Genomic DNA, 16,716 nt, shown 5'->3' on the forward strand with positions numbered 1-16,716 from the left:
GCTCACAGCTTGTCGAGGGAGACGGTGGAGAAGCCCGGGACGGTCTCGTCCACGGCCAGGGTGAAACCGCTCCCGCCGTCGGCCGGGATGCTGCTCGCCGACCGGACGATGGAGCGGGTCAGGCTGGACGCGAACTCCCGCAGGGCCTTCGCCGGTGAGACGGTCGAGTCCTGCTGCATGAACGCGCGGAAGTTCGCCACCTGCCCGATCGTCGCGGCCTCCGCGTCACCGATCCCGAACGCGATGATCTTCGGGGCGTACTTCGAGGCGAGCAGGTCCTTGTGGTCCCGCTCCCAGCCGTCGTCGGTCGGAATGCCGTCGGACAGGAAGAACGCGACGGGCCGGTACACCTCGTGCCCCTGCGCCTTCAGCGACGCGACGTCCGCCTCTACGCAGCGCAGCAGCTCGCGGAAGGCCGCGCCGTACGACGTCAGTCCGCCCGCGGCGAGCGCCGGGACCTCTTCGATGTCGCTCAGGTCGACCAGGGGCTGCAGCACCTTCGCGTCGTCGGAGAAACCGATCAGGCAGAACCGGGTCTTGTCGGCGACCGTCGGATTGGTGCTGATCTCGTGGTGAAGCTCGGGCAGTGCGCTGTTGATCGCCTCGATCGGGTCCCCCGTCATCGAGCCCGACTCGTCGCACAGCAGGTAGAACGGCAGAATCTGCATGGCCTCGTGCCTCCGGAAAGCCTGTCGTCAGTTCGCGTAGGTGTAGAAGTAGATCTCGATGTCGGCATGGCCCCCGGTGGCCGCGCCCTTCCAGAAGTCGCGGGTGGTCGCGTTCCTGAACATGTCCGGACGGGCCTTCGTCAGCAGCGAGTTGACCTCGTGGGCGTACGCGCCTCCGGCGCCCGGGTCGCTGTTGCGGCCGAAGGTGAGGACGAACGCCGCCTGTCGTCCCCGGTACTTCTCCGTCACCGCGCGCAGCCGCTTCTCGATACGGTCCCGGTCCCCCTGAGCGGCGTCGATGGACACCTTGACGGGCGTACGGGTCACCGCGCGCGGGCCCTTGTGCCCGGGGCTCTTCGACGGTGTGGGCTTCCCGCTCGCGGACGCCGAGGGCGTCGGTCTGGCCTCCGCCGCCTGGGGGTCGCCCTGGTCGCCCATCGCGACGAGCGCGAGGACCAGCAGCATGTCGGCGAAGAGCCAGCCCGCCAGGTGCAGCGGGTTGAACCTGCGCGCCCTCATCCCGCGGAGCCCGGCCGGCCCGGCACGGCGTCCTCGACGACGTGCCCTCGGGCCTCACCCGCGTCGCCGGGCTTGCCGAGATCCACACCTCTCGCGGGCCACGACGGGACGGACGGCGCCGACGACGCGCCCTCCGTCGGCCGGGGGACGGGCACACCGACTCCCCCGGAGTTTTGCACCACCGCCACCAGCTGCGCGAACTTCTCCGCGGTCTCGCGCAGGGCACCGGCCTGCTGGGCCATCGCCCGCACCACGGTCTGCGTCTCCTGCGCGGCGCTCTGTGAGTCCCGCACGGCGTCCTGCGTCTCCTCCGCCACCTTCCGGGACTCCCGTACCGCCTCCTCGGCGGCGGCGAAGAGCCGCGCGGACTCCTCCGCGGCGGCGTCGAGGCGCCCCAGAACCTGTGCCGACACATCGGCGGCGACCTCGATACCGGTGGTGAACGACCGCTGCGAGGCGGCGAGTACGGTCACGGAGTCCTCGACGCGCTCCCCTGCCTTGCCCAGGCTGTCGCGCACCTCGCCGTTCACCGCCCGGACCTCCTCCAGCGCCTCGCGCACCATCGCACCACTGCCGCTGACGGCCGTCTCGATCCGTCCGGCAGCCTCCTCCAGCGGCCGTACGGAGGTGCCGACCGCGCCCAGCTGGCGCTCGGCCTCCTTGAGCGCCGCACCGACCGTCTCGGCGGCGGCGGCGAGTTCGGCGTTGGTCTTCGCGGCCCGGTTGCCGAGCCGGGTCAGCGTCTTGGCGGCGCCGGTCAGCTCGGCGGCGAACCTGACCGGGGACGACATCCGGTGTTCGTTGAGGACGAGCTGGGCACGGCTGAGGGCCGGCACCAGACGTGCCATCAGCTGCTCCGCGGCACGGCGCGCGGCCTCCTCGCGACGGTCGACCGCCGCCTTGCGGAAGCTGTGCACGAGCGCCAGCGCGAACAGCACGGCGATCGCGACCGTCGCGCTCATCGCGACCGTGCCGAACGTGTAGAGCCCGGCGAGATGTCCCTCGAAACCCGACTGCCACAGCTGGAGGAAGGGCCGTGCCGCGGCCTTCGGGTTGTCGCCCGTCAGGGCCCCGTACGCGCTGGAAGCCTGGGTCAGACCGTGCCAGGTGAACAGCAGGGGCAGGAAGACCAGCGCGCCGAGCCCGGCCTCCAGCCAGCCCCACGCCTTGTGTTCGACGGCCGGGTCGACCGCCACGCTCTCGGGCCGCCCGTACGCGGCGAGCAGGTCGAGGTCGGCCCAGGTACCGAGGCCGTCGGTGTCCGCGGCGCGCAACGCCGCAGCCAGCGCCTGGAGTTCCTCGGCTCTCGGTGCGAGCCCGCGCTCGTCGGCGAGGTCACCGATCCGCTGGCCCACCACGTGCCGGTCCGTCAGGCCCCCCATGACCATCCCCCAACTCCCTCGCAAACACCGGGAGTGCGCGTCACGAGCCGGCCCGCAGGTACGGCGGCCCCCCGGCCCACGCGGCCCGCGCCCCTCAGGACGCGACCACAGGCGCACAGCGTACGACACACGTCACGCAGCGCGTACGGTCCTTGCCGCATTGGGAGTTGGCGGGATCGGCCGGACGCGGAGCAGCCCCCGGCTCGGCGCCGGGGGCTGCTCAAAAGGTTCTGGACTACGGCAGGTTGCGCGCCATGACGATGCGCTGGACCTGGTTCGTGCCCTCGTAGATCTGCGTGATCTTCGCGTCGCGCATCATGCGCTCGACCGGGTAGTCGCGGGTGTAGCCGTAGCCTCCGAGGAGCTGGACGGCGTCCGTGGTGACCTCCATGGCGACGTCCGAGGCGAAGCACTTGGCGGCGGCGCCCTGGAACGTGAGGTCCCCTCCTTCACCTCCGGCGGCGACGCGCTCCGACTTGGCCGCGGCCTGGTAGGTCAGGGCGCGGGCGGCCTCGATCTTCATGGCCATGTCGGCGAGCATGAACTGGATGCCCTGGAAGTCGGCGATCGGCTTGCCGAACTGCTTGCGCTCCTTGACGTAGCCCTTGGCGTAGTCGAGGGCGCCCTGGGCGATGCCGAGGGCCTGGGCCGCGATGGTGACGCGGGTGTGGTCCAGGGTCTTCATCGCCGTGGCGAAGCCGGTGCCCTCTTCCCCGATCATGCGGTCCGCGGGGATGCGGACGTTGTCGAGGTAGACCTCGCGCGTCGGGGAGCCCTTGATGCCGAGCTTGCGCTCCGGGGCGCCGAAGGAGACGCCCTCGTCGGACTTCTCGACGACGAAGGCGGAGATGCCCTTGGACCGCTTGGTCGGGTCGGTGACGGCCATGACCGTGTAGTACTCGGAGACGCCGGCGTTGGTGATCCAGCGCTTCACGCCGTTGAGGACCCAGAAGTCGCCGTCGCGGACCGCGCGCGTCTTCATGCCCGCCGCGTCCGAACCCGCGTCCGGCTCGGAGAGGCAGTACGAGAACATGCCCTCACCCTTGGCGAGCGGCGTCATGTACTTCTTCTTCAGCTCCTCGGAGCCGGAGAGGATGACGGGCAGCGAGCCCAGCTTGTTCACGGCCGGGATGAGGGAGGAGCTGGCGCAGACGCGGGCCACCTCCTCGATCACGATGACGGTCGCGAGGGCGTCGGCCCCGGCGCCGCCGTAGGACTCCGGTACGTGCACGGCCTGAAGGTCGTTGGCGACGAGTGCGTCGAGGGCCTCCTGCGGGAAACGCGCCTCCTCGTCCACCGCCGCGGCGAACGGCGCGATCTTGGCCTCGCACAGAGCCCGCACGGACTCGCGGAGCATGTCGTGCTCTTCGGCCGGACGGTACAGGTCGAATTCGGGCGAACCTGCCAAGGTGACTCACGCTCCAAGGACGCTAATTACCGTTAAGTAACCCAAATTTTATGCCTCCGCCCACCTGAGGGATACGTGAGCTACGCGACAGGGGAAACGTGCCCTGTGAGGGGCCGTGCCACGCCCGACTATGCTCGGGGCCGCACTGCAGCCGTACACCTCTGGAGCTCTCATGGCCTTGAAGATCACCGTGATCGGCACCGGCTACCTCGGCGCCACGCACGCCGCCGCCATGGCCGAACTCGGCTTCGAGGTGCTCGGGCTCGATGTCGTGCCCGAGAAGATCGAGATGCTCACGCGGGGCGAGGTCCCCATGTACGAGCCCGGTCTCGAGGAACTGCTGCGCAAGCACGTCGCCGGCATCGAGGGGTCGACGGGGCGGCTGCGCTTCACCATGGACTGGGCCGAGGTCGCCGAGTTCGGTGACGTCCACTTCGTCTGCGTGAACACCCCGCAGAAGCACGGCGAGTACGCCTGCGACATGTCGTACGTCGACGCCGCGGTGGAGTCGCTGGCCAAGCACCTGGGCAAGCCGGCGCTCGTCGTCGGCAAGTCGACCGTGCCCGTCGGCAGCGCCGAGCGGCTCGCGGCCCGCATCCTGGAGCTGGCGCCCGCGGGCGGCGAGGTCGAGCTCGCGTGGAACCCGGAGTTCCTGCGCGAGGGCTTCGCCGTGCAGGACACGCTGCACCCGGACCGGATCGTGGTCGGCGTGCGCAGCGACCGCGCCGAGCAGACCCTGCGCGAGGTGTACGCGACGCCGGTCGGGCAGGGCTCGCCGTTCGTCGTGACGGACTTCCCGACGGCCGAGCTGGTCAAGACGGCCGCCAACTCCTTCCTCGCGACGAAGATCTCCTTCATCAACGCGATGGCCGAGGTGTGCGAGGCCGCGGGCGGTGACGTCGCGAAGCTCGCCGAGGCGATCGGTTACGACGAGCGGATCGGGTCCAAGTTCCTGCGGGCCGGGATCGGCTTCGGCGGCGGCTGTCTGCCCAAGGACATCCGCGCGTTCATGGCGCGCGCCGGTGAACTGGGCGCCGACCAGGCGCTGACGTTCCTGCGCGAGATCGACTCCATCAACATGCGGCGCCGCGGCCAGATGGTCGAGATGACCCGCGAGGCGCTCGGCGGCGGCTCCTTCCTGGGCAAGCGGGTCGCGGTGCTCGGCGCCACGTTCAAGCCGGACTCCGACGACGTACGGGACTCCCCCGCGCTGAACGTGGCCGGGCAGATCCACCTCCAGGGCGGCCAGGTCACGGTCTACGACCCGAAGGGCATGGACAACGCCCGGCGCCTGTTCCCCACGCTCGGCTACGCGGAGTCCGCCGAGGCGGCCGTGCGGGGCGCGGACGTGGTGCTGCACCTGACGGAGTGGCGCGAGTTCCGCGAGCTGGACCCGGCGGCGCTCGGCGAGCTGGCCGGCACGCGGCTGATCCTCGACGGGCGCAACGCGCTGGACCCGGTGCTGTGGCGCAAGGCCGGCTGGACGTACCGGGCGATGGGCCGCCCGGCCGCCTGAGCCTCTATTTCGCGCGGTAGCGGCGCATCTTCGCGCGCGCTCCGCACACCGCCATCGAGCACCAGCGACCGCGGCCCGCCGGGCTGCGGTCGTAGTACACCCAGTGGCAGTCGGGGGCCTCGCAGGCCTTCAGGCGGGGCCAGGTGCCGTCCGCGTGCGCCTGGGCGATCGCCGCCGCGACGCGCGAGACGAGCGCGTGCGGGTCCGCCGGCGCGAGAGAGGCCGAGCCGTCCGTCGCGTCGACGCCGACCAGGAGCGGGGCCTCGGCGAGCAGCCGGTGCAGGGGGGTCACCGAGCGGTGGGGGGCGTGTCCGCCGTGGGCGAGGCAGGCGACGCGCAGTGATTCGCGCAGTTCGCGCGCCGGTTCCGCGTCCTCCTGAGTGAGGCCGAGCGCCTCGCGCCCTTTCTCCGTGTCGAGCGCGTCGGCGCCCGTCTCGATGTCGAGGGTGTTCACCAGGGCCTGGATCAGGGCCAGTCCCCCGGGCGCGGGCACGCGGTCGTTCATGGTTGCGACGTTACCTCTGTTGCGGGAGCATGCAGTAACGCGGTTACCTCATGAAGGCCTCTACAGGTAACCCTCACATCGAGGAGATGTCATGGCTCTCGCCACGCTGGGTGTCGTCGTCCTGGACTGTCCCGAACCGCGCGCGCTCGCCGATTTCTACGCGGAGGTGCTCGGCGGCGAAGTGACGGGCGACGACGGCACCTGGGTCGACCTGGAGGTGCCGGGCGGCCGGTCGCTCGCGTTTCAGGCGGCACCCGACTTCGTACCGCCGGTCTGGCCCGCGCCCGACCGGCCGCAGCAGTTCCACCTGGACCTCACGGTCGAGGACCTCGACACGGCGGAGAAGGGCGTACTGGCCCTGGGCGCGAGGGTCCTCGACGCGGAGGACCGCTCACGCACCTGGCGGGTCTACGCGGACCCGGCAGGGCACCCGTTCTGCCTGTGCGCCTGCTGAGTCCGCTCCCCTGCCCGCCCGTCAGGTGTCGAGGCGTTCGATCCTCGCCGTCGACGGCGGGCGGCGCAGCGCGGCTGCCCGCGCCGCGAACTCCGTCTCGCGCAGCACACGCTGGACGTTGCCCCACGTGAGCCGTGCCAGATCGGACTCCGGCCAGCCCCGCTCGACCAGTTCCGCGATGAGGTACGGATAGCGCGAGACGTCGGCGAGGCCGTCCGGGTGCACGGCTCCGGTGTCGTACGCGCCGCAGAGACCGACGGACTCCGGGCCCGCCACCCGTCTCACATGGTCGAGATGGTCGGCCACGTCGCCGAGTTCGGGCCCCGTGCGCTCCGCGGAGCACGGCACGAGGCACACGCCCCCTGCGGCGCCGAGCTCGGCGAGCAGGTCGTCGGGGACGTTGTCGGGGTGGCTGTTGAGGGCGTGGGCCCCGGAGTGGGTGAGGATCACCGGGGCCTTGGCGACGGCGAGGACCCGGCGGGCCGTGCGCACGGAGGCGCCGGTGAGGTCGGCGAGGACGCCGAGCCGGTTCATCTCCCGCACCACCTCCTCGCCGAACCGGGTCAGCCCCGCCTCTGTGGCCCAGGAGGCGCCGCTGAGGGTGAGTACGCGCAGGCCGAGCGTGTGCAGGGCGCGCAGCGTGGCGAGGGAGTCGCCGATGGAGGCCGCGGGTGCGGGGCCCATGAGGACGGCGATACGGCCGTACGCGCGGGCGTCGCACGCCTCGGAGGCGGAGAGGGCCAGGCGCAGGCCCTCGGGGTACTCGGCCACGACGTGCTTGGCGAGGTCGAGCTGTTCGAGGACAGCGGTGACGGGGTGCTCGGCGAGCGCGGTGCCGGGCGGCAGACGCAGCGTCCACAGAAGGGCGCCGACGCCTCCGTCACGCAGCCGCGGGAGGTCGGTGTCGACCGAGCAGTCGCCCAGTTCGAGGTCGTACCAGGGCAGTGTGCGCAGCGTTGCGGGCAGACCGCAGTAGCCGTCGGCGACGGGGTGGGTCGTGAGGAGGGCGCGGGCGCGGGTGAGCGCGTCGTCCGCGGCGGGCTGGGGAGCCTCCTCGGTCGGTGAGGCGAGCTCGGCGAGCTCGTCCATCTCGGCGGTGGCGGTCAGTTCGTCCTGCAGGTCTGCCATGGCAAAGCTCCGGGCGTCGACGGTGTCGGCAGTAGCGTTCACCGTCACACGCATGGCCCGCAGCCACCCGGTGGGCGGCGCGTTCGGGCGACATCGGGCCGCCCAAACCTCCGGAGCGGCATCACTCCGGAGGTTTCTGCAGGTCGCCCGGCCGTCGGGCCCGATCGGCCGGCCGTCGAGCCCGGTCGCTCAGCCGTCGAGCCCGGTCGCCCGGCCGTCGAGCCCGGTCGCTCAGCCGTCGAGCTGGTCGAGCGTCGCGTTCGAGGGGCCGCGCCGCGCCTGCTCGTCGCGGGCCACGTCCTCCGCCGCACCGAGGACCCGTACCGCGTTCTGCCAGGTCAGCTTGGCGAGGTCGGTGTCCGACCAGCCGCGGTCGACGAGCTCCGCGATCAGGTTCGGGTAGCCCGAGACGTCGCCGAGGCCGTCCGGCAGGAACGCCGTGCCGTCGTAGTCGCCGCCGATGCCGATGTGGTCGACGCCCGCGACCTCGCGCATGTGGTCGAGGTGGTCGGCGACCGTGGAGACGGTGGCGACCGGGCGCGGGTGCGCCTCCTCGAAGGCGCGATGGAGCTTCATGGCCTCCTCCGACGTGTCCAGGTGGTGGAGGCCGTGCGCGCGCAGGTTGTCGTCCGCGGCGGCCGTCCAGTCGACGGCGGCCTGGAGGACGAACTTCGGCACGAACGTGGCCATCGCGACGCCGCCGTTCGCGGGCAGCCGCTCCAGGACGTCGTCCGGGATGTTGCGCGGGTGGTCGCACACGGCGCGCGAGGACGAGTGGGAGAAGATCACCGGCGCGACCGACGTGTCGAGCGCGGCCCGCATCGTGGTCGCCGCCACGTGCGAGAGGTCGACGAGCATGCCGGACCGGTTCATCTCCCGTACGACCTCGTGGCCGAAGGGCGAGAGTCCGCCGACGCCCGGCTCGTCCGTCGCCGAGTCCGCCCACGCGATGTTGTCGTTGTGCGTGAGCGTCATGTAGCGCACGCCCAGGGTGTGCAGCGCGCGCAGCGTGGCCAGCGAGTTGCCGATGGAGTGGCCGCCCTCGGCGCCCATGAGGGACGCGATCCGGCCCTCGGTGCGGGCGGCCTCCATGTCGGCGGCCGTCAGCGCGCGGCGCAGGTCGGCCGGGTAGCGCTCGATCAGCTGCTGGACGCAGTCGATCTGCTCCAGGGTGGCGCTGACGGCCACGTCGCCGGCCATGTCGGAGCGCACGTACACGGACCAGAACTGCGCGCCGACCCCGCCGGCCCGCAGCCGGGCCAGGTCGGTGTGCAGATGCGCGCTCTGGTCGACGGCGATGTCACGCGCGTCGATGTCGTACGCGACCTGCTCGCGCAGTGCCCACGGCAGGTCGTTGTGGCCGTCGACGACGGGGAAGTCGGCGAGTATCGCGCGGGCCCGCTCCAGGGAGGTGGTCATCGCGGTCACTTCCCGAAGCCGAAGCCGGACGCGCCCTCGACCTTGGCCCGCAGTCGCTTGCCCTTCTCCGTGGCCTGGTCGTTGAGCTCCTGCTGGAACTCCCGCATGCGGCCGAGGAGTTCCTCGTCCTGGGTGGCGAGGATGCGGGCCGCGAGCAGGCCCGCGTTGCGCGCGCCGCCGACGGAGACGGTGGCGACGGGGACGCCCGCCGGCATCTGCACGATGGACAGCAGGCTGTCCATGCCGTCGAGGTACTTCAGCGGGACCGGGACGCCGATGACGGGCAGCGGGGTCACGGAGGCGAGCATGCCCGGCAGGTGGGCGGCTCCCCCCGCGCCCGCGATGATCGCCTTGAGGCCACGGCCGTCGGCGTGCTCGCCGTACGCGATCATTTCGCGCGGCATGCGGTGCGCGGAGACGACGTCCACCTCGTAGGGGATCTCGAACTCGTCGAGAGCCTGGGCGGCGGCCTCCATGACGGGCCAGTCGGAGTCGGAACCCATGACAATGCCAACGACAGGGGACGTGCTCATTCGGTGATCGTTCCTCTGAGGTAGCCGGCTGCGTGACGGGCGCGCTCCAGCACGTCGTCCAGGTCGTCGCCGTAGGTGTTGACGTGGCCGACCTTGCGTCCGGGCTTCACGTCCTTGCCGTACATGTGGATCTTGAGCTTCGGGTCGCGGGCCATGCAGTGCAGGTACGCGGAGTACATGTCGGGGTAGTCGCCGCCGAGGACGTTGCACATGACCGTCCAGGGGGCGCGCGGGCGCGGGTCACCGAGGGGGAGGTCGAGGACGGCGCGCACGTGGTTCGCGAACTGCGAGGTCACGGCACCGTCCTGGGTCCAGTGGCCGGAGTTGTGCGGGCGCATCGCCAGTTCGTTGACGAGGATGCGGCCGTCGCGGGTCTCGAAGAGCTCCACCGCGAGGTGCCCGACGACACCGAGCTCCTTCGCGATGCCGAGGGCCAGCTGTTCGGCGCGCAGGGCGAGATCCTCGTCGAGGCCGGGGGCGGGCGCGATCACCGTGTCGCACACGCCGTCGACCTGCTGGGACTCGACGACGGGGTAGGCCACGGCCTGGCCGTGCGGGGAGCGGACGACATTGGCCGCGAGCTCCCGTACGAAGTCGACCTTCTCCTCCGCGAGCACGGGGACGCCGGCCTTGAAGGGCTCGGCCGCGTCCTCCAGGGACCGTACGAACCACACCCCCTTCCCGTCGTAGCCGCCGCGCACCGTCTTGAGGATCACGGGGAAACCGTCGCCCGCGTCAGTGGCACCCTCCGCCGCGAAGGCCGCCACGTCGGCGGGGTCCTTCACCATGCGGTGGCGCGGACAGGGAGCACCGATCTGCGTGAGCTTCGCGCGCATCACACCCTTGTCCTGGGCGTGCACCAGAGCATCGGGTCCTGGGCGCACGGGAATGCCGTCCGCCTCCAGGGCCCGCAGGTGCTCCGTGGGCACGTGCTCGTGATCGAAGGTGATCACGTCACAGCCCCGCGCGAAGTCACGCAGCGTGTCCAGGTCGCGATAGTCGCCTATGACGACATCGCTGACGACCTGCGCCGCGGAATCCTGAGGAGTGTCACTGAGGAGCTTGAACTTGATGCCGAGCGGGATGCCCGCCTCGTGTGTCATACGAGCGAGCTGCCCCCCGCCGACCATGCCGACTACCGGGAACGTCACACCCCCAGGGTATCGGCCGACCCGCGGTGCCAGGATTACCGGCGTCCCCAGGCGCCCGACCAGCCGCCTGGTTAGCATGACGGGGTCGATATATCGGAATCTACGGGGGCTGGGGCGAGCACGATGAACGGACCTGCCACATGGCGTGCGCGGCTCGACCGGCTCGGCCGCGAGGTCGCCAAGTTCGGTGCCGTGGGCGCGCTCGGAACGCTGGTGAACTTCGGCGTCTCCAACTTTCTGTGGCACACCACGAGCCTTCAGGCCGTGCGGGCCAACATCATCGCCACGGTCATCGCCATCGCCTTCAACTACGTGGGGTTCCGCTACTTCACCTACCGTGACCGCGACAAGAGCGGCCGGACACGCGAGCTCTCGCTCTTCCTGGCGTTCAGCGCGGTCGGCCTGGTGATCGAGAACGGCGTCCTGTACGTGGCGATCTACGGCTTCGGCTGGGACAGCTCGCTCCAGCGCAACATCTTCAAGGTCGTCGGCATCGGCATCGCGACGCTGTTCCGCTTCTGGTCGTACCGCACATGGGTCTTCAAGACCCTGCCCGGCCACGAGACCGTCACCCGCGCCGAATCGTTCCTGGAGACCCGGGACGGGCGGGACGGGCGCGAGGACCGCCGCTCCGACGTGCAGCGCACCCACCGCTGACCGGTCCGGGCCCGCTCACCGAACGATCAACCAGCCGGCCGGCTAGCGGACCGTCTCGGGCCCGTCACCGGGCGCCGACTTCTTCAGCGGCGTACGCGACAGGAACAGGCCGAACACCGGCGGGTTCGTCTGGAGCATCTCCAGGCGGCCGCCGTCCGCCTCGGCCAGGTCGCGGGCGACCGCGAGGCCGATACCCGTCGAGTTGCGGCCGCTGATGGTCCGCTCGAAGATCCGCGCGCCCAGGTCCCCCGGCACCCCCGGCCCCTCGTCCGTGACCTCGACGACGGCCTGGTTGCCGGTGACGCGGGTGCGCAGCGCGACGGTGCCGCCGCCGTGCATGAGCGAGTTCTCGATCAGCGCGGCAAGGACCTGGGCGACGGCGCCCGGCGTGCCCACGGCCTTCAGGTGCCGCTTGCCCGAGGAGACGATGGCGCGGCCCGCGCTGCGGTAGGCGGGGCGCCACTCCTCCAGCTGCTGCTTGATGACCTCGTCCAGGTCGAAGGAGACCGCGGACCCGGTGCGCGGGTCGCGCGAGTTGGTCAGCAGCCGCTCCACGACGTCCGTGAGGCGCTCGACCTGCGCGAGCGCGATCGTCGCCTCCTCCTTCACCGTGTCCAGGTCGTCGGTGACGGTGATCTCCTCCAGGCGCATGGAGAGCGCCGTGAGGGGCGTACGGAGCTGGTGCGAGGCGTCGGCCGCCAGGCGCCGCTCGGCGGTCAGCATGCGGGCGATCCGCTCGGCACTGGAGTCGAGGACGTCGGCGACCCGGTCCAGCTCGGCCACCCCGTAGCGGCGGTGGCGGGGGCGGGGGTCGCCCGAGCCGAGGCGCTCCGCGGTGGAGGCGAGGTCGGTGAGCGGGGACGTGAGCCGGTTGGCCTGGCGTACGGCGAGCAGGACCGCGGCGATGACAGCCAGCAGCGCCACCCCGGCGATGATCAGCAGGGTGCGGCCGACCTCGCGGGTGACGGAGGAGCGCGGCTCCTCGACGGTGACCGTCTCGCCCTTCTCGCCCTTGGCGGTGCCCTGGATGACGTCCCCCGGGGGGCGCGCACCGATCTCGATGGGGGCACGCCCCGGCAGTTCGATCCTGGCGTACCGGTCGGGGCCGACCTGGTTCCTCAGGATCGCGCCGGTGACCTGTTCGTCACCGAGGAGCCGGCTGTCGACGATGCTGACGAGCCGGACCGCCTCGGAGTCCACACGCTCCCGGGCGCTGTTGGTGATCGTGCGGGTCTCGACGATGACGAGCGAGACCCCGAAGACAGCGATCACGACGAGCACGACGGCGAGCGTGGAATTGATCAGACGGCGGCGCATAGCTGTACCAGTACGTCAGCTCTTCTCGAAACGGAAACCGACGCCGCGCACCGTGGCGATGTAGCGGGGATTGGCGGCGTCGTCGCCGAGCTTCTTGCGCAGCCAGGAGATGTGCATGTCGAGAGTCTTCGTCGAGGACCACCAGGTGGTGTCCCAGACCTCGCGCATCAACTGGTCGCGGGTGACGACGCGGCCGGCGTCGCGCACCAGGACCCGCAGCAGGTCGAACTCCTTGGCGGTGAGCTGGAGTTCCTCGTCGCCCATCCACGCGCGGTGCGACTCGACGTCGATGCGGACGCCGTGCGTGGCGGGCGGCTGCTGGGGCTCGGCGGCGCCGCGCCGCAGCAGGGCCCGTACGCGGGCGAGCAGTTCGGCGAGGCGGAACGGCTTGGTGACGTAGTCGTCGGCGCCGGCGTCCAGGCCGACGACGGTGTCCACCTCGTCGGCGCGGGCGGTCAGGATGAGGATGGGCACCGTGTGCCCCTCGGCGCGCATCCGCCGGGCGACCTCGAGGCCGTCCATGCCGGGCAGCCCCAGGTCGAGTACGACGAGGTCGATGCTGCCCTGAAGTCCGGCGTCGAGCGCGGTCGGGCCGTCCTCACGCACTTCGACCTCGTAACCCTCCCTGCGCAGGGCACGGGCCAGCGGCTCCGAGATGGACGCGTCGTCCTCGGCGAGCAGTACACGGGTCATGCAGTGATGGTAGTCCGCGCCGGACCGCGGCCGGGGGGCGATCCACCAGGGCCGTGACCTGGCCGGGCCGGCCTGCGGCTGTGGGATGAGATCGTGGGGGATGCCTTCGAATCCGCGCGAACGGTTCCATCAGGACCTGTGATCCATCTCTCAAGTCCTTCCATATGCCGCACTGTCGTGTCGTATGGTGACTCAACGCCTGATGCACTAAAGAAGGACCTTTGGAGCGCACCGCGCGCCGAAGGTCTCCTTCATGTGCGAGCTGGTTATCACCAGCATGAAGGAATGACCTGTGGGCCGGACCCCGACGTGATGACGCGTACGGGGTGTGGATCCCGGGACAGCCGTACCTGGCCTCCGTGAGCATCTTCGTACGCGGTGGCACTCCCCTGTGGGCGTGGGGAGAAGGACGGCAGGTCCCGGTGCCGGCCACCCCCACTGGCCGCGCGGTCACCCACGACCCGCGACCCGTACCAGCAAGGATCTTCCATGGCGACCAGCCTGACGAAGGAATCCACCGGGGCACCCTCCGGCGGCAAGACCTTCTTCGGCCACCCTCGCGGTCTGGCCACTCTGTTCATGACCGAGATGTGGGAGCGTTTCTCCTACTACGGCATGCGCGCCCTGCTTCCGCTGTACCTGGTGGCCCCCGAGGGGCTCGGCCTCGACGCGGGCACCGCGATCGCCATCTACTCCGTCTACGTGTCGACGGTGTACCTGCTCGCCATGCCCGGCGGCTGGTTCGGCGACCGCGTGTGGGGTCCGCGCAAGACGACCGCGATCGCCGGTGCGGTGATCATGCTTGGTCACCTGCTGCTGGCCGTCCCGTCGGACGGCGTCTTCTACGTCGGTCTGCTCTTCGTGGCCGTCGGCTCGGGTCTGCTGAAGTCCAACATCTCGACGATGGTGGGCCACCTCTACAACGGCCCCGACGACCCGCGTCGTGACGGTGGCTTCACCGTCTTCTACATGGGCATCAACCTCGGCGCGTTCGCCGCGCCGCTGGTCATCGGCACCATCGGCCAGAACGTGAACTGGCACATCGGCTTCGCGCTCGCCGCGGTCGGCATGGCGATCGGCCTCGGCCAGTTCCTGCTGGGCACCCGCCACCTGGCGGAGGAGTCGTCGGTCGTCCCGAAGCCGCTGGACGCCGCCGAGCGCGCCGCCACGCTGAAGAAGTCGATGATCTGGCTGCTCATCGCGGTCGTCTTCTACGGCATCGTCGTGGGCACCGGCACCTACACCCTGAACTGGGTGATGGTCCCGCTCATGCTGATCGGCCTGATCGTCCCGATCATGGTCCTCGGCCGCATCAAGCGCGACAAGGAACTGACCAGCGCCGAGCAGTCGAAGGTCTCCGGCTACATCTGGTTCTTCGTCGCCGCCGCCGTCTTCTGGATGATCTACGACCAGGGCGGCTCGACCCTGTCGATCTTCGCCGACAGCCACGCCAACACGAGCGTCTTCGGCTGGGACTTCCCGGTCTCCTGGTTCCAGTCCGTGAACCCGGTGATCATCATGGCGCTGGCCCCGGTCGCCGCCATGATCTGGCTGGCGCTGGCCCGCAAGGGCAAGGAGCCGAGCACGGTCACCAAGTTCTCGCTGGGTCTGGCCCTCGTCGGTGTCTCCTTCTTCGTCTTCCTGCTGCCGCTGACGGCCGCGGGCGACGGCAAGGTCAGCCCCTGGTGGCTCGTCCTGATCTACTTCGTCCAGACGGTCGGCGAGCTGACGCTCTCCCCGGTCGGCCTCTCGGTCACCACCAAGATGGCCCCGGCGAAGTACGGCTCCCAGATGATGGGTGTCTGGTTCCTCGCGGTGACGGCGGGCGACGCGGTGACGGGTCTGCTCTCCACCTACGGCGCCGACCTCAACGGCTCGGGCGTCGTGGCCCTGGAGGCCGCACTCGCGGTGATAGCCGGTGGCGCGGTCTTCATGTACCGCAAGAAGGTCAAGGAGCTCATGGGCGACGTCCGCTAGTCGCTCCGCTCGGCCAGTAGGCAACGGAAGGGCCGCCGCACCGGATTCGGTGCGGCGGCCCTTCGGCGTTACGGGATGTCCCCGGTCAGCGCAGCCGGGCCCGCCGCTTCGGCAGGAACGTGAAGACCGCTCCGCCCAGCAGGATCACCGTGCCCGCGACGAGGCCGAGGGCGCGCAGGACGCCGTCGTTCGAGGAACCCGTCTCCGCGAGGCCGCCGGAGGTGCCCGCGCCGCCGGCCGAACCCGAGCCGCCGGCCGCGCCACCCGGCTGGGCCGCCGTGTCGATCTCCAGCGAGACCTCGGTCTTCGACGGGGTGCACGTCGTCGTCGTGCCGAGGGCCTTCACCGTGAGGACGCCGGGTGACAGGGTCGACTTGCCGTCGGCGCCCGGCTTGTAGGTGCCCGTCAGGTCGGGGATGTTGATGGGCTGACCCGACTTGATGGGCTCCGCGTTCGTCGGGCCCTCCACATGGACGGTGCCCTTGTCGGCGCCGCCCAGCTTCACCTCCATCGACGGCTTGACCGAGTCCTTCGGGATGTCGGCCGGGCTGTCCATGACGGACTTCTTGAACTGGACCGTGAGGCCGTAGTTCCCGCCGTCCTTCTTCGCGTTGATCTGCACCGGCGACGTGGCGTTCTTGTCGCCGATGGGCGTCTTGCACTGGTACGGGATCTGGACTTCCTTGCCGGTGAAGTCACTCTTCCCGCCGCCGCTGCCGCTGGTGTCACCGCCACTGGAGCTGGATGATCCGCCCGTGGGAGTGGCACTGGCGCCGCCCGTCGGCAGACCCGTGGGGAGCCCGGTCGGAAGCCCCGTGGGCAGACCCGTCGGAAGGCCGGTGGGCAGCCCGCCCGTGGTGGCGCCGCCCGCGTCGGTGACCTTGATGGTCGCGCCGGGCTTCACGGCCTCCTTGGGCGAGCACTTGGTGTCCGTCGAGATCGGCTTGCTGACGTTGATGTTGTACTTGTCAGGCGTCAGCGTCACCTCGCCGGGCGCCGTCAGCTTGATCTTGCCCTTCATGTCGGAGAGCACCATCGGGCTGTTCTTCTTGATGGGCGGGTTGGAGCGCTCGCCCTCCACCGCCAGGTCCGCGGTCTGCGCGCCGCCCACCTTCACCGTGCCGGTCGGCTTGACCGTGTCCTTGTCGAGGTCGAGGACGTCGGGGTTGCTCGAGGCGGCCTGGGTCGTCTTCCAGACGACCTCCACCTCGTCCCCCACCTTCGCCTCGGCGGGCGCCGTGATCTCCACCTTGGTCGTGCCCTCCACGGGGGGCAGGCCGGAGATCGAGGGCGGGATGCACTCGGTCTTGTACGCGACTTCGGCGGCCTGTGCCGGTGCGGCGGCGAGCAGGAGGCCCGCACCGCCCAGCATCAGGGCGACGCCGGCCG

Annotated in this window: 16 protein-coding genes; 4 read left to right on the forward strand and 12 right to left on the reverse strand. The window is 70.7% G+C overall.

What is annotated here, in order from left to right:
- Positions 1-2 precede the first annotated feature (2 nt).
- From LGI35_RS19680 to LGI35_RS19695, 4 genes are all read right to left on the reverse strand, one after another.
- Positions 3-668 carry a vWA domain-containing protein gene (locus LGI35_RS19680; protein WP_227295121.1) on the reverse strand — a complete coding sequence of 222 codons (666 nt, stop codon included), beginning with the start codon at positions 666-668 and terminating at the stop codon, positions 3-5.
- A gap of 27 nt (positions 669-695) precedes the next feature.
- On the reverse strand, positions 696-1,187 hold the full coding sequence (locus tag LGI35_RS19685) for a hypothetical protein (RefSeq protein WP_227295122.1): 492 nt from the start codon (positions 1,185-1,187) through the stop codon (positions 696-698).
- Complete coding sequence (locus LGI35_RS19690) at positions 1,184-2,575, reverse strand: methyl-accepting chemotaxis domain-containing protein (RefSeq protein WP_227295123.1); 1,392 nt, start codon at positions 2,573-2,575, stop codon at positions 1,184-1,186. The genes LGI35_RS19685 and LGI35_RS19690 overlap by 4 nt, the downstream gene beginning before the upstream one ends.
- A 229-nt stretch (positions 2,576-2,804) precedes the next feature.
- Complete coding sequence (locus LGI35_RS19695; RefSeq protein ID WP_227295124.1) at positions 2,805-3,977, reverse strand: acyl-CoA dehydrogenase; 1,173 nt, start codon at positions 3,975-3,977, stop codon at positions 2,805-2,807.
- A gap of 172 nt (positions 3,978-4,149) precedes the next feature.
- Here LGI35_RS19695 and LGI35_RS19700 point away from each other — a divergent pair, with 172 nt between their 5' ends.
- Positions 4,150-5,493 (forward strand): UDP-glucose dehydrogenase family protein, encoded by a 1,344-nt coding sequence (locus LGI35_RS19700; RefSeq protein ID WP_227295125.1) that lies wholly within the window; start codon positions 4,150-4,152, stop codon positions 5,491-5,493.
- A gap of 4 nt (positions 5,494-5,497) precedes the next feature.
- Here the strand turns inward: LGI35_RS19700 and LGI35_RS19705 are convergent, their stop codons facing one another.
- Entirely contained in the window at positions 5,498-5,998 is a 501-nt protein-coding gene (locus LGI35_RS19705; RefSeq protein ID WP_227295126.1) for a CGNR zinc finger domain-containing protein, read from the reverse strand.
- 91 nt (positions 5,999-6,089) lie between these two features.
- Between LGI35_RS19705 and LGI35_RS19710 the strand changes: the two genes are divergently transcribed.
- Positions 6,090-6,452 (forward strand): VOC family protein, encoded by a 363-nt coding sequence (locus LGI35_RS19710; protein WP_227295127.1) that lies wholly within the window; start codon positions 6,090-6,092, stop codon positions 6,450-6,452.
- Between the two features lie 21 nt (positions 6,453-6,473).
- Here LGI35_RS19710 and LGI35_RS19715 read toward each other — a convergent pair whose 3' ends face one another.
- The 4 genes from LGI35_RS19715 to LGI35_RS19730 all read right to left on the reverse strand — a co-directional run bounded on the left by LGI35_RS19715 (position 6,474) and on the right by LGI35_RS19730 (position 10,683).
- The gene (locus tag LGI35_RS19715) at positions 6,474-7,580 is read right to left on the reverse strand and encodes a dipeptidase (RefSeq protein WP_227295128.1); all 1,107 of its coding nucleotides are present in this window, start codon (positions 7,578-7,580) and stop codon (positions 6,474-6,476) included.
- 231 nt (positions 7,581-7,811) lie between these two features.
- Positions 7,812-8,999, reverse strand: coding sequence for a dipeptidase (locus LGI35_RS19720; RefSeq protein ID WP_227295129.1), 1,188 nt, complete (start codon positions 8,997-8,999; stop codon positions 7,812-7,814).
- A gap of 5 nt (positions 9,000-9,004) precedes the next feature.
- Positions 9,005-9,532, reverse strand: coding sequence for a 5-(carboxyamino)imidazole ribonucleotide mutase (gene purE / locus LGI35_RS19725; RefSeq protein WP_227295130.1), 528 nt, complete (start codon positions 9,530-9,532; stop codon positions 9,005-9,007).
- The gene (locus LGI35_RS19730; protein WP_227295131.1) at positions 9,529-10,683 is read right to left on the reverse strand and encodes a 5-(carboxyamino)imidazole ribonucleotide synthase; all 1,155 of its coding nucleotides are present in this window, start codon (positions 10,681-10,683) and stop codon (positions 9,529-9,531) included. The genes purE and LGI35_RS19730 overlap by 4 nt, the downstream gene beginning before the upstream one ends.
- 123 nt (positions 10,684-10,806) lie before the next feature.
- Here LGI35_RS19730 and LGI35_RS19735 point away from each other — a divergent pair, with 123 nt between their 5' ends.
- A complete protein-coding gene (locus LGI35_RS19735) occupies positions 10,807-11,340 on the forward strand; it encodes a GtrA family protein (protein ID WP_227295132.1) in 534 nt (177 codons plus the stop codon).
- Between the two features lie 42 nt (positions 11,341-11,382).
- On the opposite strand, the gene LGI35_RS19740 is transcribed toward LGI35_RS19735, so the two are convergent.
- The gene (locus LGI35_RS19740) at positions 11,383-12,657 is read right to left on the reverse strand and encodes an ATP-binding protein (protein ID WP_227295133.1); all 1,275 of its coding nucleotides are present in this window, start codon (positions 12,655-12,657) and stop codon (positions 11,383-11,385) included.
- A 15-nt stretch (positions 12,658-12,672) separates the two neighbouring features.
- A complete protein-coding gene (locus tag LGI35_RS19745) occupies positions 12,673-13,350 on the reverse strand; it encodes a response regulator transcription factor (RefSeq protein ID WP_116512611.1) in 678 nt (225 codons plus the stop codon).
- Positions 13,351-13,839: 489 nt separating this feature from the next.
- Here LGI35_RS19745 and LGI35_RS19750 point away from each other — a divergent pair, with 489 nt between their 5' ends.
- Positions 13,840-15,327, forward strand: a complete 1,488-nt coding sequence (locus LGI35_RS19750; RefSeq protein WP_227295134.1) for a peptide MFS transporter — start codon at positions 13,840-13,842, stop codon at positions 15,325-15,327.
- Between the two features lie 85 nt (positions 15,328-15,412).
- Here LGI35_RS19750 and LGI35_RS19755 read toward each other — a convergent pair whose 3' ends face one another.
- Positions 15,413-16,699: a hypothetical protein gene (locus LGI35_RS19755; protein WP_227300381.1), complete on the reverse strand. Its 1,287-nt coding sequence runs from the start codon at positions 16,697-16,699 to the stop codon at positions 15,413-15,415.
- Between the last annotated feature and the right edge of the window lie 17 nt (positions 16,700-16,716).

The sequence above is a fragment of the Streptomyces longhuiensis genome (genome assembly GCF_020616555.1).
In the GTDB taxonomy this organism is placed as follows: Bacteria; Actinomycetota; Actinomycetes; order Streptomycetales; family Streptomycetaceae; genus Streptomyces; species Streptomyces longhuiensis.

Excerpts from the sequence above, each read along its gene's own strand:
- LGI35_RS19720 (WP_227295129.1), bottom strand. The coding sequence starts at position 8,999 with ATGACCACCTCCCTGGAGCGGGCCCGCGCGATACTCGCCGACTTCCCC.
- purE (WP_227295130.1), bottom strand. The coding sequence starts at position 9,532 with ATGAGCACGTCCCCTGTCGTTGGCATTGTCATGGGTTCCGACTCCGAC.
- LGI35_RS19745 (WP_116512611.1), bottom strand. The coding sequence starts at position 13,350 with ATGACCCGTGTACTGCTCGCCGAGGACGACGCGTCCATCTCGGAGCCG.
- LGI35_RS19685 (WP_227295122.1), bottom strand. The coding sequence starts at position 1,187 with ATGAGGGCGCGCAGGTTCAACCCGCTGCACCTGGCGGGCTGGCTCTTC.
- LGI35_RS19700 (WP_227295125.1), top strand. The coding sequence starts at position 4,150 with ATGGCCTTGAAGATCACCGTGATCGGCACCGGCTACCTCGGCGCCACG.
- LGI35_RS19735 (WP_227295132.1), top strand. The coding sequence starts at position 10,807 with ATGAACGGACCTGCCACATGGCGTGCGCGGCTCGACCGGCTCGGCCGC.
- LGI35_RS19680 (WP_227295121.1), bottom strand. The coding sequence starts at position 668 with ATGCAGATTCTGCCGTTCTACCTGCTGTGCGACGAGTCGGGCTCGATG.
- LGI35_RS19710 (WP_227295127.1), top strand. The coding sequence starts at position 6,090 with ATGGCTCTCGCCACGCTGGGTGTCGTCGTCCTGGACTGTCCCGAACCG.
- LGI35_RS19755 (WP_227300381.1), bottom strand. The coding sequence starts at position 16,699 with ATGCTGGGCGGTGCGGGCCTCCTGCTCGCCGCCGCACCGGCACAGGCC.
- LGI35_RS19705 (WP_227295126.1), bottom strand. The coding sequence starts at position 5,998 with ATGAACGACCGCGTGCCCGCGCCCGGGGGACTGGCCCTGATCCAGGCC.
- LGI35_RS19750 (WP_227295134.1), top strand. The coding sequence starts at position 13,840 with ATGGCGACCAGCCTGACGAAGGAATCCACCGGGGCACCCTCCGGCGGC.
- LGI35_RS19690 (WP_227295123.1), bottom strand. The coding sequence starts at position 2,575 with ATGGTCATGGGGGGCCTGACGGACCGGCACGTGGTGGGCCAGCGGATC.
- LGI35_RS19740 (WP_227295133.1), bottom strand. The coding sequence starts at position 12,657 with ATGCGCCGCCGTCTGATCAATTCCACGCTCGCCGTCGTGCTCGTCGTG.
- LGI35_RS19715 (WP_227295128.1), bottom strand. The coding sequence starts at position 7,580 with ATGGCAGACCTGCAGGACGAACTGACCGCCACCGCCGAGATGGACGAG.